At 70.5% G+C, this 14,678-nt stretch carries 11 protein-coding genes; 1 reads left to right on the top strand and 10 read right to left on the bottom strand.

Going from position 1 to position 14,678, the window contains the following annotated elements; genetic code table 11:
• Positions 1–3: 3 nt before the first annotated feature.
• The 8 genes from OG892_RS29060 to ureA form a co-directional block, all read right to left on the bottom strand.
• Positions 4–1,680, bottom strand: coding sequence for an ABC transporter substrate-binding protein (locus OG892_RS29060; RefSeq protein WP_328865300.1), 1,677 nt, complete (start codon positions 1,678–1,680; stop codon positions 4–6).
• Positions 1,681–1,839: 159 nt separating this feature from the next.
• Positions 1,840–2,814, bottom strand: a complete 975-nt coding sequence (locus OG892_RS29055) for a LacI family DNA-binding transcriptional regulator (RefSeq protein WP_073738689.1) — start codon at positions 2,812–2,814, stop codon at positions 1,840–1,842.
• Between the two features lie 384 nt (positions 2,815–3,198).
• The gene (gene cimA, locus OG892_RS29050) at positions 3,199–4,806 is read right to left on the bottom strand and encodes a citramalate synthase (RefSeq protein WP_073738688.1); all 1,608 of its coding nucleotides are present in this window, start codon (positions 4,804–4,806) and stop codon (positions 3,199–3,201) included.
• Positions 4,807–5,083: 277 nt separating this feature from the next.
• Positions 5,084–6,418 carry an MFS transporter gene (locus OG892_RS29045; RefSeq protein ID WP_327339187.1) on the bottom strand — a complete coding sequence of 445 codons (1,335 nt, stop codon included), beginning with the start codon at positions 6,416–6,418 and terminating at the stop codon, positions 5,084–5,086.
• Positions 6,419–6,499: 81 nt separating this feature from the next.
• Positions 6,500–7,105, bottom strand: a complete 606-nt coding sequence (locus OG892_RS29040; protein WP_073738685.1) for a TetR/AcrR family transcriptional regulator — start codon at positions 7,103–7,105, stop codon at positions 6,500–6,502.
• Positions 7,106–7,162: 57 nt separating this feature from the next.
• A complete protein-coding gene (locus tag OG892_RS29035; protein WP_371630676.1) occupies positions 7,163–8,188 on the bottom strand; it encodes an agmatine/peptidylarginine deiminase in 1,026 nt (341 codons plus the stop codon).
• An 84-nt stretch (positions 8,189–8,272) separates the two neighbouring features.
• Positions 8,273–9,955 carry an urease subunit alpha gene (locus tag OG892_RS29030; RefSeq protein WP_371630675.1) on the bottom strand — a complete coding sequence of 561 codons (1,683 nt, stop codon included), beginning with the start codon at positions 9,953–9,955 and terminating at the stop codon, positions 8,273–8,275.
• Positions 9,955–10,653 (bottom strand): urease subunit gamma, encoded by a 699-nt coding sequence (gene ureA, locus OG892_RS29025; protein WP_328865303.1) that lies wholly within the window; start codon positions 10,651–10,653, stop codon positions 9,955–9,957. The genes OG892_RS29030 and ureA overlap by 1 nt, the downstream gene beginning before the upstream one ends.
• 157 nt (positions 10,654–10,810) lie before the next feature.
• Here ureA and OG892_RS29020 point away from each other — a divergent pair, with 157 nt between their 5' ends.
• Positions 10,811–12,247 carry a cytosine permease gene (locus OG892_RS29020; RefSeq protein WP_371630674.1) on the top strand — a complete coding sequence of 479 codons (1,437 nt, stop codon included), beginning with the start codon at positions 10,811–10,813 and terminating at the stop codon, positions 12,245–12,247.
• A 15-nt stretch (positions 12,248–12,262) separates the two neighbouring features.
• Here OG892_RS29020 and OG892_RS29015 read toward each other — a convergent pair whose 3' ends face one another.
• Entirely contained in the window at positions 12,263–13,351 is a 1,089-nt protein-coding gene (locus OG892_RS29015) for a branched-chain amino acid aminotransferase (protein WP_371630673.1), read from the bottom strand.
• A 239-nt stretch (positions 13,352–13,590) separates the two neighbouring features.
• A complete protein-coding gene (locus tag OG892_RS29010; RefSeq protein ID WP_371630672.1) occupies positions 13,591–14,631 on the bottom strand; it encodes a 3-isopropylmalate dehydrogenase in 1,041 nt (346 codons plus the stop codon).
• Positions 14,632–14,678 lie beyond the last annotated feature (47 nt).

Genomic DNA, 14,678 nt, shown 5'->3' with positions numbered 1-14,678 from the left:
GTCCTACTTGGACGGCTTGAGCTTCAGCACGACTTCCAGCGCCGAGCGCTGGGTGTGCTGCGGGTCGGCGTACGGGTCGGCCTCCGTGGGCCAGCCCACCCAGTTCTTGGTGGAGTACTCGGCCCCGATGGGGGCGGCGGCGGTCGGGATCATCGGCGCCTGCTCGACCATGATCTTCTGCAGGGCGTTCATCGCGGTGATGCGGGTGGTGTCGGACGTGGCGTTGGCGAAGTCCTTGAGCGCCTCGGTGGCCTCGGTGCTCTTGAAGCGGCCGAAGTTGCCCTGCTGGGAGGGCTTGCCGATGGGCTGGAGCAGCGCGCCGTCCATGATGTTCTGGTACATGTCGTACGGGGTCGAGCCGCTGTTGGTCCAGTGCAGGGTGGCGTCGAAGTTGCCGTTGGCCACGTCGGCGGTCCAGGCGTCGGCCGTCTGCGTCTTGACCTTGGCATCGATGCCGAGCTTCTTGATGTTGTCCTTGATGATCGCGAGGCCGGTGATGTAGTCGTTCCAGCCGGCCGGGTCGGTGAGGGTCAGCTTCACCGGCTTGCCGCCCGGGTCCTTCAGCACGCCGCCGCTGAGCGTGAAGCCGGCCTTCTCCAGGACCTTCTTGGCGCCCTCGACGTCGGGCTTGGTGGTGGCGTCCTTGTACTCGGGGGCGAGGAAGGACTTACCGGCGGGCAGCGGGATGCCGGTCGGGTTGGTGATCTCCGGGTAGAGCGTCGCCTCGGCCTGGGTGTAGATCGCGTTGCGGTCGACGACCATCGCCATGGCCTTGCGCAGCGCCGGGTTGTCGAACGGCTTGCGGGCGGTGTTGAACCAGAGGCCGTGGATGCCGAGCCCGGACGGGAACCACAGCTTGTGGTTCTTGGGGTCCTTGGATATGAACAGCTGCTTGTAGTTCGGCATGAAGACGAACGACCACTCCAGCTTGCCGCTGGCCAGCGCGGTGGTGGCGGCGCTGTTGTCGTTGTAGGTGCTGTACCGCAGCTCCTTGACCTTCGTCGAGCCCTTCCAGTAGGTGGGCGTGGCGGTCAGGGTGGTGGTCTGCGGCGTGAACGTCTTGAGCTTGTACGGGCCCGAGCCGACGGGCGTGCGGTTGGGCCAGGTCTCCGGGTCCTTGACGCCTTCCCAGATGTGCTTGGGCACGATGAACTGCTGAAGGATCTTGTTCTGGTTGACGTACTGCGAGTCGTCGAAGGTCAGCACGACCTTCTCGCCCTGCACCTCGACCCCGCCCCACGCGATGCCGTCGGCGTTGAGCGCCGGGTGCTTCTTCAGCAGGTTGAAGGTGAACGCGACGTCGTCGGCGGTCAGCGGCTTGCCGTCGGCCCACTTGGCCTTGTCGTTCAGGGTGAAGGTGACCTTGGTGAAGTTGAGGTCCCACTTCCATTCCGTCGCCAGCCACGGCTTGGGCTTTTCGGCGGGCCGGATCTGGCGCACCATCGCCAGCGGCTCGTAGATCATGTAGCGGTAGCCGAGGGTGGCGCCCGCCGAGGTGTTCAGGAACGGGTTGCTGTTGTTCGTCTGCGGCCCGTCCGGCTTGCCGATGTTCAGGACGCCCGACGCGGCGCCGCCGCCCTTGTTGGCGTTCGAGTTGGCTGACGAGCATCCGGCGGCGAGCGCGACCACCGCGGTGGCGAGCGCGACCGCTCTGAGCGTGTGGTGACGGCGTGCGGACATGGCGACTCCAGGAGGGACTGGCGGGTCTGGGAGATCCGGAAACGGGCAGCGCTCGGCGCGCCGGGTACGGGCTGGTGCGGGTGCTGATGCGGTGCGGGGGCGCGCAGCCGGCTGCTGCGCGGAGTACGGGAGCGGTGGGGCCGTGGCCGGCCCCGGCCGCTAGGGCGCCGAGTGGCGCACGACCAGTTCGGTGGGCAGCACGAGGGGTGCGTCGGGTACGGCGGTGCCGCCGAGGTGCGAGAGCAGCAGCCGCGCGGCCGTCTCACCCATCTGCCGGGTGGGCTGGCGCACGGTGGTGAGCGGCGGTTCGGTGTGCTCGGCCATCGGGATGTCGTCGAAGCCGACCACCGCGATGTCGCCGGGAACGGACCGTCCCGCGGCGCGCAGCGCCCGCAGCACGCCTGCCGCGGTGATGTCGTTGTGCGCGAAGACCGAGTCGAACTCCACCCCGGAGGCGAGGAGTTGCTCCACGGCCAGCCGGCCGCAGATCTCGGTGAAGTCGCCGCGGACGACGAGGTCCGTGGGCAGCACGGAGAGGAATCCCGCGAGCCGGTCGCGTACGCAGCCGAAGTCGTGGGGTCCCGTGATGACCAGGGGTTTGGTGCGTCCGGCAGCCCGCAGATGGCGGGCGGCCGACGCGCCTCCCTCGTGGTTGGTGGTCACGACGGAGGGGAACTCGGGGTGGTGGCCGCGATCGTCGATCAGCACGATCGGCAGGCCGGCGCGGTGCAGTGCGGTGAGGTGGTCGAGGGTGTTCTCGGGTTCGACCACGACCAGTCCGTCGAAGGCGCGCGCCGACACCTGGCTGGTGAAGCGCTCCACGGACTCGGCCCCGCGGTTGCAGGTGAAGAGCAGCAGACCGTAGTCGGCGGCCTCGACGGTGTCGACGACGCCCTGAAGCACCTCGCCCATCCACGGCCAGGTCAGCGAGGGCACCAGCATCCCGACCGTGCGGCTGCTGCCGCGGGCCAGACCGACGGCGCCCGAGCTGGGCACATAACCGAGCTGTGCGATCACTTCACGAACACGGGCGGCCGTTGAACCGTCCACTTCGCCCTTGGTGTTGATGACCCGGGACACGGTCGTCTTGCTGACGCCGGCCTCGCGGGCGACATCAGCGATGGTGACACGCATCGGAGGGCCTCCAGGACACCACAGGACAGAGCGAACGGCCGGTCGTGGAACCGGTTCCGGAACCGGTACCGGCGTTGGTGGCGTGAGTTAACCCCGCCGACACAGAGCCGTCAATACTTCACGCCGAGATTGGTCCGTACCCATCCTTCGAGCCGCGAGAAAGGTCGATGTGTTCAAGTCCTGAACGCGCAAACTCTTGACATGGGCGCATGAGGGCAGTTCACTCATGCCTCGTCCGCAACTCCATGAGCGGCTCGGGCCCTGTCGGCACCGGCTGCGCCCGGGACGGCGTCCCCGCCGGAGCAAAGCGGCCGGCTGCACATCCGCAAAGCCCGCTGCGCCGCCGGGACACGGACACGTCCCGGCGGCGCAGCGGGTCCCGCACTACTCCGTCGGCTCGATCCCCGCCCGCAGCAGGCCGAAGGTGTACGCGTCCTCCAGCGCCTGCCAGGACGCCGCGATGATGTTCTCCGCGACACCCACGGTCGACCAGTCGGCGGTGCCGTCGCCGGTGGTGATCAGGACCCTGGTCGTGGAGTCGGTGCCGGTGCGCCCTTCCAGGATGCGGACCTTGTAGTCCACCAGCTCCAGCTTGGCGAGCTGGGGGTAGATCCGCTCCAGGGCCACCCGCAGCGCCCGGTCCAGCGCGTTGACCGGGCCGTTGCCCTCCGCGGTCGCGACGATGCGCTCGCCCTTGGACCAGAGCTTCACGGTCGCCTCGTTGGCGTGCGTACCGTCGGGGCGGTCCTCGACGATGGCGCGCCAGGACTCGGTACGGAAGTAGCGGCGCACCCGGCCCTCGGCCTCGGCCCGCAGCAGCAGCTCGAAGGAGGCGTCGGCCGCCTCGTAGGTGTAGCCCCTGAGCTCGCGCTCCTTGACCCGCTCGACGACGCGTCCGACCAGCTCGCGGTCGCCCCCGAGGTCGATGCCGAGCTCCTGGCTCTTGAGCTCGATGGAGGCGCGGCCCGCCATGTCCGATACGAGCATCCGCATGCTGTTGCCGACCAGCGCGGGATCGATGTGCTGGTAGAGGTCGGGGTCGACCTTGATCGCGGAGGCGTGCAGTCCGGCCTTGTGCGCGAAGGCCGAGACACCGACGTAGGGCTGGTGCGTGGAGGGGGCGAGGTTGACGACCTCCGCGATGGCGTGCGAGACGCGGGTCATGTCCGCCAGCGCGCCCTCGGGCAGCACGGTCTTGCCGTACTTGAGCTCCAGCGCGGCGACGACGGGGAAGAGGTTGGCGTTGCCGACCCGCTCGCCGTAGCCGTTGGCGGTGCACTGGACGTGGGTGGCGCCCGCGTCGACCGCGGCCAGGGTGTTGGCGACGGCGCAGCCGGTGTCGTCCTGGGCGTGGATGCCGAGGCGGGCGCCGGTGTCCGCGAGGACGGTGGAGACGACGGCCTGGACCTGGGCCGGGAGCATCCCGCCGTTGGTGTCGCAGAGGATGACGACGTCCGCACCGGCCTCGTACGCGGTCCGCACGACGGCCTTGGCGTACTCGGCGTTGGCGCGGTAGCCGTCGAAGAAGTGCTCGCAGTCGACGAAGACCCGGCGGCCCTGTTCGCGGAGGAAGGAGACGGTGTCGCGGACCATCTCCAGGTTCTCCTCCAGCGTGGTGCGCAGGGCCAGTTCCACATGGCGGTCGTGGGACTTGGCGACCAGCGTGATCACCGGTGCGCCCGACTCCAGCAGCGCCTTGACCTGGGGGTCTTCGGCCGCTTTGCCGCCCGCTCTGCGGGTCGCGCCGAAGGCGACCAGCTCGGCGTTGCGGAACTCGATCTCCTGCTGGGCGCGGGCGAAGAACTCGGTGTCACGGGGGTTGGCGCCCGGCCAGCCGCCCTCGATGAAGCCGACGCCGAAGTTGTCCAGGTGCCGGGCGATGGTGAGCTTGTCGGCGACCGTCAGGTTGATGCCTTCACGCTGCGCACCGTCGCGCAGGGTGGTGTCGAAGACGTGGAAGCTGTCGTCGGTGGGCTTGGCCTCGGTGGTCATGCTGGTCTGACTCCTGTCGGATGAGTGGATCCGGACGATCTGGCTCCACTTGCCCCCATCATCCCGCGCGCCTCGCTCCGGCCGAGGTGAGGGCCGGAAAACAAAAAACCCCTCGCGGGTGCGAGAGGTCTGCGCGCGGGTCTGGGGCACGATGGCCGCGCCGTACGTGGTGGTACGGGACGGTCACTGCGGACCGGCGCGCCTGTTGCCAATAATCATGACGAACGAGGACACGGAGGCAGTCTGGCACAGGACCGCCTCCGTGACGTGCCCTGTCTCAGGATGCGGGCGTGACGCTCGTCGCTCCGGACTGCTGCGGCTGCCCCTGCGGCTGCCCGGCCGCGGCGACCCGGTTCAGGTCGATGTCGCGGGTCTCGCGCATCGACAGGTAGACGATCAGGGAGACCGCGGCGCAGCCCGCCACGTACCAGTAGAAGCCGGATTCGGCGCCGGCGTTCTTGAACCAGAGCGCCACGTACTCGGCGGTGCCGCCGAACAGCGCGTTGGCGACGGCGTAGGAGAGGCCGACCCCCAGGGCGCGGATGCCGGTCGGGAACAGCTCGGCCTTCACGCAGGCGTTGATGGAGGTGTAGCCGGTGACCACGACCAGGGCGAGGAGCGCGAGGCCGAGCGCGGGCCAGAAGGTGCTGGCGTGCCTGAGCATCGTCATGATCGGCACGGTCAGGAAGGTCGAGCCGACGGCGAAGGTGATCAGCAGCGGGCGGCGGCCGATCCGGTCGGACAGCATCCCGGCCAGCGGCTGGATGCACATGAAGACGAACAGCGCGCAGAAGCTGACGAGCGAGGCGGTTGACTTGTCCATGCCGGCGCTCTTGGAGAGGAACTTGGTGAGGTAGGTGGTGTACGTGTAGTACGCCACCGTCCCGCCCATGGTCAGCGCCATCACCAGGAACGCCTCTCGCCGGTGCTGCCAGAGCACCTTGAGCGTGCCCCGGTCCTCCTGCCCGGCCGCGCCGGATTCGGCGTACACCTCCGTCTCCAGCATGGAGCGGCGCAGGTAGAAGACGATGGCGGCGCCGAGCGCCCCGACCACGAACGGGATACGCCAGCCCCAGCTGTGCAGCGCCGCGTCCGACATGTTGCGCTGGAGGACGATCTGGAGTCCGAGGCCGACGAGTTGGCCCGCGGTCATGGAGACGTACTGGAAGCTGGAGGCGAAGCCGCGCTTCTCCGGGGCGGAGGCCTCGGTGAGGTAGGTGGCGCTGGCGGCGTACTCGCCGCCGACCGACAGGCCCTGGAGCAGCCGGGCGAGCATCAGGACGGCGACCCCGCCGTATCCGGCGACGTCGTAGGTGGGCGCGACGGCGATCAGGATCGCGGAGGCCGACATGAGGGTGACGGTGAGGGTGAGCGCGGCCTTGCGGCCCTTGCGGTCACCGATCCGGCCGAGCAGCCAGCCGCCGACCGGTCTCATGAAGAAGCCGACGGCGAAGATCCCCATGGTGTTCATGAGGTTGGCGGTCTCGTTGCCCTCGGGGAAGAACGCGTCCGCGAAGTAGACCGCGAAGGTCGCGTACACGAACCAGTCGAACCACTCGACCATGTTGCCGGCGGAGCCGACCCAGATCTTCTTCCACTGCTCTCGTCCCATGGTTGGTCACCGTGCCCCAACGGCCGGAGGACTAACAAGGATGCAGAGGACAACGATCGGGCGTACTTACGTGCGTTGTGTTCACCGCAGTAGTGAATCCCGCAGGAACTCCTCTACGTGGGACAGGACTTGTTCGCGTCCGGTGCCGGGGATGCCGACGGCGACGTGGACGCTGAAGCCGTCCAGGAGGGCGCGCAGCCGGGCGGCGTAGCGGTCGGGGTCCACGGCGGCGAACTCGCCGCGCGAGATGCCCTCGGCCAGCAGCGCCACCAGGTCCCGGTGCCAGGCCCCCTCGATCGCGGCCATCCGCCCGCGGGCGTCGGCGTCGGCGTTCTGCGAGCGGTTCCAGACCTCCAGCCAGAGCGTCCAGTGCGGGTCGCGCGGCCCGTCGGGGACGTACAGGTCGACATACGCGTCGAGCCGTTCGGTGGCGGGCGCCTGCCGGGAGAGCAGGGCGCCGCGTTCGGCGCCGAGCCGGCCCTCGCTCCACTCCAGGGTCTGCAGCAGCAGTTCGTCCTTGGTGCGGAAGTAGTACAGCAGGTGCCCGCTGCTCATCCCGACCTCCCGGCCGAGCCCGGCCATGGTCAGCCCGTCGAGCCCGCGCTCGGCGATGGTGGCCATGGCGGCGACGAGCAGGGACTCGCGGGGCGGGGCCGTGTTGCGCCGTCTGGCGGGGGGCGGGGTCATCGCGCGGCCGGTGCGCTGGGCGTCTGGTTCACCCGTACGTTCTACCGGATGCGCCGGTCAGCCGGGGACCGCGGGCTGCTGCTGGGTGATGCAGTGGATGCCGCCGCCGCCCGCGAAGATGGTGCGGGCGTCCACCAGGGTGACGGTGCGTCCGGGGTACAGGCGACGGAAGATGCCCGCCGCGATCTCGTCGCGGGGGTCGTCGAAGCCGCACAGCACGACGCCGCCGTTGCAGACGTAGTGGTTGATGTAGGAGTAGTCGACCCAGTGGCCCTCCTCGTCCCGCACGGCGGCGGGCGCCGGGACCTCGACGACCCGCAGGGCCCGGCCGCGCGCGTCGGTCACCGAGCGGAGCAGCTCCACGTTCCGCGCGCAGAGCTCGTGGTCGGGGTGGGCGGGGTCCGGCTGGGTGTGGGCGACGACGATCCCGGGGCCGGCGAACGCGGCGACGATGTCGACATGGCCCAGGGTGCCGAAGCCGTGCGGCGGGTAGTCGCCGGTCAGCCCGCGCTCCAGCCAGATCGCCTTCGTGGTGCCGAGCCTGGCGTGGATCTCGGCCTCGGCCCGCTCCTTCGTCCAGCCCGGGTTCCGCTCGGGGCCCAGCTGCACGGTCTCGGTGAGCAGTACGGTGCCCTCGCCGTCGACGTGGATGCCGCCGCCCTCGTTGACCAGGGGCGAGCTGTGCACCGGGACTCCGGCGAGGCCGGCGACCTGGCGGGCGATCTTCGCGTCGTGCTCCCAGACGGCCCAGTCCTGCGCGCCCCAGCCGTTGAAGACCCAGTCCACGGCGGCGAGCCGGCTGCCGTCGGTGACGAAGGTCGGCCCGATGTCGCGCATCCAGGCGTCGTCCAGATCCCGTTCGACCAGCTCGATGTCCGGGCCGAGGAGGGGCCTGGCCTCCTGGGACTGCCCGGTCGGTACGACCATGGTCACCGGCTCGAAGCGGCGTACGGCGCGGGCCACGGCGGCCCACGCCTCCCGGGCCCTGGCCAGGTCGTCGCCGGTGAACGTGGCGTTGGGGCCGGGCCAGGCCATCCAGGTGCGCTCGTGCGGGGCCCATTCGGCCGGCATGCGGAAGGTCATCTCGTCGGACTCCTGAAGGCTGTGTGTCGTGAAGCGGGGCGGTGCTCGTGGAGTGCTGCGGCTACCACTCGTGGAGTGCTGGATCTACAGGAAGTAGAGGCGGTTGAGCGAGATCGAGTCGGCGGGCCCGGACCGCATCGGAGCCCCGTCCAGCGTCACCAGACCGCTGTCCCCGTCCACCCCGACCTCCCCGATGCGGGAGTTGAGGCGCAGATCCGCCGGGCCGATGGAACGGGTGCCGCGTACCGCGACCCTGCGCCGCCGGGTCGGCATCAGGTCGGAGCCGAGAGCGGCGGCGGCCTTCGCGACGAACGCCACCGAGAGATCGGCCGGGGTCGCCCCGTGCCCGCCGAACAGCGGCCCCAGGACCAGCGGTTCGCAGGTGTCGGTCGCCGCGTTGGGGTCGCCCGTCACTCCCCAGGCGGGGAAGCCCGACTTCAGGACCAGCTGCGGCTTCGCGCCGAAGTACTGCGGTTTCCAGAGCACGATGTCGGCGAGCTTGCCCACCTCGACCGAGCCGATCTCGTCGCTCAGCCCGTGCGCGATGGCCGGGTTGATCGTCAGCTTCGCCACGTAGCGCAGCACCCGGGCGTTGTCGTCGTGCGGGCCGTCGCCCTCCAGCGGGCCCAGCTCGGCCTTCATCTTTCCGGCCATGGCGAAGGTGCGGCGTACGGTCTCGCCCGCGCGGCCCATGCCCTGCGCGTCGGAGGAGGTGATGCCGATCGCGCCGAGGTCGTGCAGGACGTCCTCCGCGCCCATCGTCCCGGCCCTGATCCGGTCCCGGGCCATGGCCGCGTCGCCGGGCAGGTCCGTCTTCAGGTCATGGACGGAGACGATCATCCCGTAGTGCTCGGCCACCGCGTCCCGGCCGAAGGGCAGCGTCGGGTTGGTGGACGAGCCGATGACGTTCGGGACGCCCGCCATCTTCAGGACGTTGGGTACGTGTCCGCCGCCGCAGCCCTCGATGTGGAAGGCGTGGATCGTCCGGCCGTCCAGGACGCTCAGGGTGTCCTCGACGGAGAGGCATTCGTTCAGCCCGTCGCTGTGCAGGGCGACCTGGACGTCGTGCTCCTCCGCGACCCGCAGGGCGGTGTCCAGGGCGCGGGTGTGCGCGCCCATGTCCTCGTGCACCTTGAAGCCGGACGCGCCGCCCTCGGCCAGCGCCTCCACCAGCGGCGCGTCGTCGGAGGACGAACCCCGGGCCAGGAAGCCGATGTTGACGGGCCAGGCGTCGAACGCGTTGAACGCGTGCCGCAGCGCCCATGGCGAGTTGACGCCGACGCCCCAGACCGGGCCGAACTCCTGGCCGATGACGGTGGTGACGCCGGAGGAGAGCGAGGCCTCCATGATGCGCGGCGAGAGCAGGTGGACATGGGTGTCGACGGCGCCGGCCGTGGCGATCAGCCCCTCGCCCGGGACGATGGTGGTGCCCGTGCCGACGACGACGTCCACCCCGTCGAGGGTGTCCGGGTTGCCGGCCCGGCCGATCGCGTGGATGCGGCCCTCGCGGATGCCGATGGAGACCTTCCGGATGCCCTGGACCGCGTCGATGACCAGCACGTTGCTGATGACCACGTCGCAGGTGTCGCGGACGGCGGCGGCCTTGAGGTGCAGCCCGTCGCGCGCGGTCTTGCCGAATCCGGCCAGGAACTCGTCGCCGTGGCGCTGCGCGTCCGACTCGACGCGCACCACCAGGCCACAGTCGCCGAGCACGACCCGGTCCCCGGCGCGGGGTCCGTGGACCGACGCGTATGCGTAGGGGTTCATCAGGCGTCGCCCTCCGCTCCGAGATAGCCGCAGGCCACCGCGCGTCGCAGGGCCTCCTCCTTCGCGCCGGGCGCGTCCAGCGGACCGTCCACCAGACCGGCGAAGCCGATCGCGATCCGGGCGCCGCCGATCGGCTCCAGTCCGACCTCGGCCGTGCCGCCCGGATCGAACCGGACCGACGATCCGGCCGGCACGCACAGCCGCATGCCGTACGCGGCCGCCCGGTCGAAGTCGAGCCGGGGGTTGGCTTCGAAGAAGTGGAAGTGCGAGGTGACGCTGATCGGCACCGTCGCGGTGTTGCGCACGGTCAGCCGCAGCGCGGGCTCCGGTTCGGCGTGCGCCGGGGCGGGCAGCAGGGCGCCGGGGGCGCTGTCGCCCAGCCGGGTCCCGGCACCGGCGCCGATGGGGTCGGTCACCACGGCGAGCCGTGACCCGTCGTCGAAGACGGCCTCCACGTGCACCTCCGTGACCACGTCCGCCACTCCCGGCAGCACGTCGTCGGCTCCGAGCACGGCGCGGGCGGCCGCTATCGCCTCCGCGAGCCGTCGCCCGTCGCGGGCCGCCTCGCAGACGGTGTCCGCGACCAGCGCGGTCGCCTCCGGGACGTTGAGCCTCAGCCCGCGGGCCCGTCGGGCACGGGCAAGTTCGGCGGCTCCGAAGAGCAGCAGCCGGTCACGTTCGCTCGGGGTCAGTCGCACGTCACCACACCTCCTGTTTGAACGTCACTCTAACTGCGACTCGTCCACCACTCCACCCCTCACGCAAAGAATCCAGAACACCTAGACCATTGACGAGCCGCATCGACCTACGCCACATTGAGCAGCACTCAAATAGTCGAACGTCAGGGGCGGCCTCATGCCGATCGAACAGCGCGGAGTCGACACCATCCCGGAGGCGGAGCGCACCAGCACCCCGCGTGACCTCGTCTCGATCCTGCTCGGATCGAACCTCTGCCTGGGCGTGATCGTCTTCGGCTGGCTGCCGGTCTCCTTCGGGCTGGGCCTGTGGCCCGCGGTGACCTCGGTCGTCGTCGGGACGGCCGTCGGGGTCGCGGTCACCGCACCGCTCGCCCTGGTCTCGCTGCGCACGGCGACGAACCTGTCGACCTCCAGCGGCGCGGCCTTCGGCGTACGCGGCCGGCTCGTCGGGTCCGTCGTCGGACTGCTGCTCGCGCTGGGGTACACCGCTCTCACCCTGTGGATCGGCGGCGATGTGATGGTGGGCACCCTGGCCCGCCTCGCCGGACTCCCCTCCGGCGGCCTCTCGCACACCCTGGTCTACGCGGTACTGGCGGCCTGTACGGTCGTCGGCGCGGTGTACGGGTACCGGCTGCTGCTGCGCCTGAGCAAGATCCTCGCGGTCGGCATGACCGTACTGCTGCTCATCGGGCTGATCGCCTACGCGCCGGACCTCACGACGGCGGCGCCGCCGGACACCCCGTACCTGCTCGGTTCGTTCTGGCCCACCTGGGCGCTGTCCGCCGTGGCCGCCGGGCTGAGCGGGCCGATCGCCTTCATCACGCTGCTCGGGGACTACACCCGGTACATCTCACCGGTCCGCCACCACCCGCGCCGGGTACTGCGGGCCACCTGCCTCGGCCTGGTCGTCGGACTGCTGGTCCCGCAGCTCTTCGGTACGTACACCGCGCTCGCGGCCCGCGCCTCGCTCGACTACGCGGGCCCGCTGGTCGCCGCCGCACCCGCCTGGTACCTGGTCCCGCTGCTCCTCGCGGCGACCGCGGGCTCGGTGGGCAACGCCGGGCTGATGCTCTACTCGATGGGCCTCGACCTGGACGCGATCCTGCCGCGCGCCACCCGGGCACGGGCCACGCTGGTCGTCGCCGGGGTCGCCACGGCGTTCGTGTTCCTGGGCCACTTCGTGTGGAACGCGCAGTCGGCGATGACGTCGTTCGTGCTGCTGCTCACCGCGATCGGCACGCCCTGGGCGGTCATCACGATGATCGCGCACCGGCGCTGCCGGGGTGCGTACGACGCGGAGGCCCTCCAGGTCTACAACCGGGGCACCCGGGGCGGCGTCTACTGGTTCCGGGCCGGCTGGCATCCACACGCCACCATCGGCTGGGCGCTCGGCGCCGCGGTGGGCCTGTGCGGCGTCTCCACCCCGCTCTACGAGGGCCCGCTGCTCACGCTGACCGGCGGGGTGGACTGCAGCTTCGTGCTGTCGGGGCTGGTGGGCGGGGTGACGTACGCCGTGCTGACCCGGCCGGGTGCGCAGAGCGCCGCCGGCCGGGCCCGCGGGCAGGCCCGGCCGGCGGCTCAGCACACGCCCTGAGGGGCCCGTGCCCGGTCAGCCGATCCGGTGCATCCAGCCGTGGGTGTCCTCCGCGGTACCGCGCTGGATGTCCAGCAGGCGCTCGCGCAGCCTGAGGGTGACCGGGCCCGGCGTGCCGTCGCCCTGGGTCCACTCGCCGCCCGCGCTCTTCACGGTGCCGACGGGGGTGATGACGGCGGCGGTGCCGCAGGCGAAGACCTCGGTGAGGGTGCCCGCCGCCGAGTCGTCGCGCCACTGGTCGATCGAGACCCGGCTCTCCTCGGGCTCGTAGCCGAGGTCCGCGGCGAGCCTGAGCAGCGAGTCGCGGGTGATGCCGGCCAGGAGCGAGCCGGTCAGGGACGGGGTGACGATGCGGTTGCCGTACACGAAGTACAGGTTCATCCCGCCGAGCTCCTCGACCCACTTGTGCTCGACGGCGTCGAGGTAGGCGACCTGGTCGCAGCCCTTGGCGGCGGCCTCGGCCTGGGCAAGGAGGGAGGCGGCGTAGTTGCCGCCGGTCTTGGCGTCGCCCATGCCGCCCGGGACGGCGCGGACGCGGTCCTCGGAGAGCCAGATGGAGACGGGCTTCACACCGCCGGGGAAGTACGCGCCGGCCGGCGAGGCGATGACCAGGAAGAGGTATTCGTTCGACGGGCGCACCCCGAGGCCGACCTCGGTCGCGATCATGAACGGGCGCAGGTACAGCGACTCCTCGCCGCCGTGCCCCGGGACCCAGGCCGCGTCCTGCTGGACCAGCGCGTCGCAGGCCTCGACGAAGGTCTCGACGGGCAGCTCGGGCATCGCGAGCCGGCGGGCGGAGGCCTGGAAGCGCGCGGCGTTGGCCTCGGGGCGGAAGGTGGCGACCGAGCCGTCGGGCCGGCGGTAGGCCTTGAGGCCCTCGAAGATCTCCTGGCCGTAGTGGAGCGTCATGTTGGCCGGGTCGATCGACAGCGGCGCGTACGGGACGAGCTGGGCGTCGTGCCAGCCGCGGCCTTCGGTCCACTTGATGGTCACCATGTGATCGGTGAAGTAGCGGCCGAATCCGGGCTTGACCAGGATCGCCTCGCGCTCCGCGTCGGACAGCGGGTTCGAGGAGGGCTTGAGCTCGATCGTGGGCGTCGTCATGAGTACGTGTCCTTCACCGTTTTGTGTGTGTAGGACCGCACTCACGCCCACTCCCGCCGGACAGGTTGTAGGACGTCCGAGCTTCATGGCGAGCCACGGCCCCGTTCGATTATCTCTCGCGGGAGGCCGTGCACGAAATGACGTGTGTGCGGTCCAGGATTCGATGGTGACACCCGGGGCCGCACAGGAGAAGCCGCCGGGTGCCTGTGGGACCCGGCGGCTTTGAGGCAGTCGTCGGATCAGCCCGCTACGCGTACCGCGAGCGCGTCGCCGATCTCGTCGGTGGTGCGGGCGCTCCCCTCGCGCTCCGCGAGGTCCGCGGAGACGGCGTCCTCGATGCGCACGGCCTGGGCCTCGTAGCCGAGGTGGCGCAGCAGGAGGGCGACGGAGAGGATCGTCGCGGTCGGGTCGGCCTTGCCCTGGCCCGCGATGTCGGGGGCGGAGCCGTGGACCGGTTCGAACATCGACGGGAAGGCGCCCGTCGGGTTGATGTTGCCGGAGGCGGCCAGGCCGATGCCGCCGGAGACGGCCGCGGCGAGGTCGGTCAGGATGTCACCGAAGAGGTTGTCGGTGACGATGACGTCGAAGCGCTCCGGCTGGGTGACGAAGAAGATCGTCGCGGCGTCGACGTGCAGGTAGTCGGTGGTGACCTGGGGGTACTCGGCCGCCACCTTGTCGAAGGTGTTCTTCCACAGGTGGCCCGCATACACGAGGACGTTGTTCTTGTGGACCAGCGTCAGCTTCTTGCGCGGGCGGGCGGCGGCCCGCTCGAAGGCGTCACGGACGACGCGCTCGACACCGAAGGCGGTGTTGAGGCTGACCTCGGTGGCGACCTCGTGCTCGGTACCGGTGCGCAGCGAACCGCCGTTCCCGGTGTACGGGCCCTCGGTGCCCTCGCGGACGACGACGAAGTCGATGTCCGGACGGCCGGCCAGCGGGGTCTCGGTGTTCGGGAACAGCTTCGACGGCCGCAGGTTGATGAAGTGGTCGAAGGCGAAACGCAGCTTCAGCAGCAGCCCGCGCTCCAGGACGCCGGACGGCACGGAGGGGTCACCGATCGCACCGAGCAGGATGGCGTCGTGCCCCTTGAGGGCCTCCAGCTCCGCGTCCGGGAGGGTTTCACCGGTGCGGTGCCAGCGCTGGGCGCCGAGGTCGTACTCCTTGGTCTCCAGCTTCACATCCTGCGGGAGAACAGCGTTGAGGACCTTGAGGCCCTGGGCCACGACCTCCCGGCCGATACCGTCACCGGGGATCACTGCGAGATTGATGCTGCGAGACATGCCCCGCACCCTACTGCGCGTCCCACCCCATGACACGTCACGTCCAC

Source organism: Streptomyces sp. NBC_00341 (genome assembly GCF_041435055.1).
In the GTDB taxonomy this organism is placed as follows: domain Bacteria; phylum Actinomycetota; class Actinomycetes; order Streptomycetales; family Streptomycetaceae; genus Streptomyces.
Note: the sequence above shows the minus strand (reverse complement) of the source record. Positions and strands in the feature narration are given on the sequence as shown.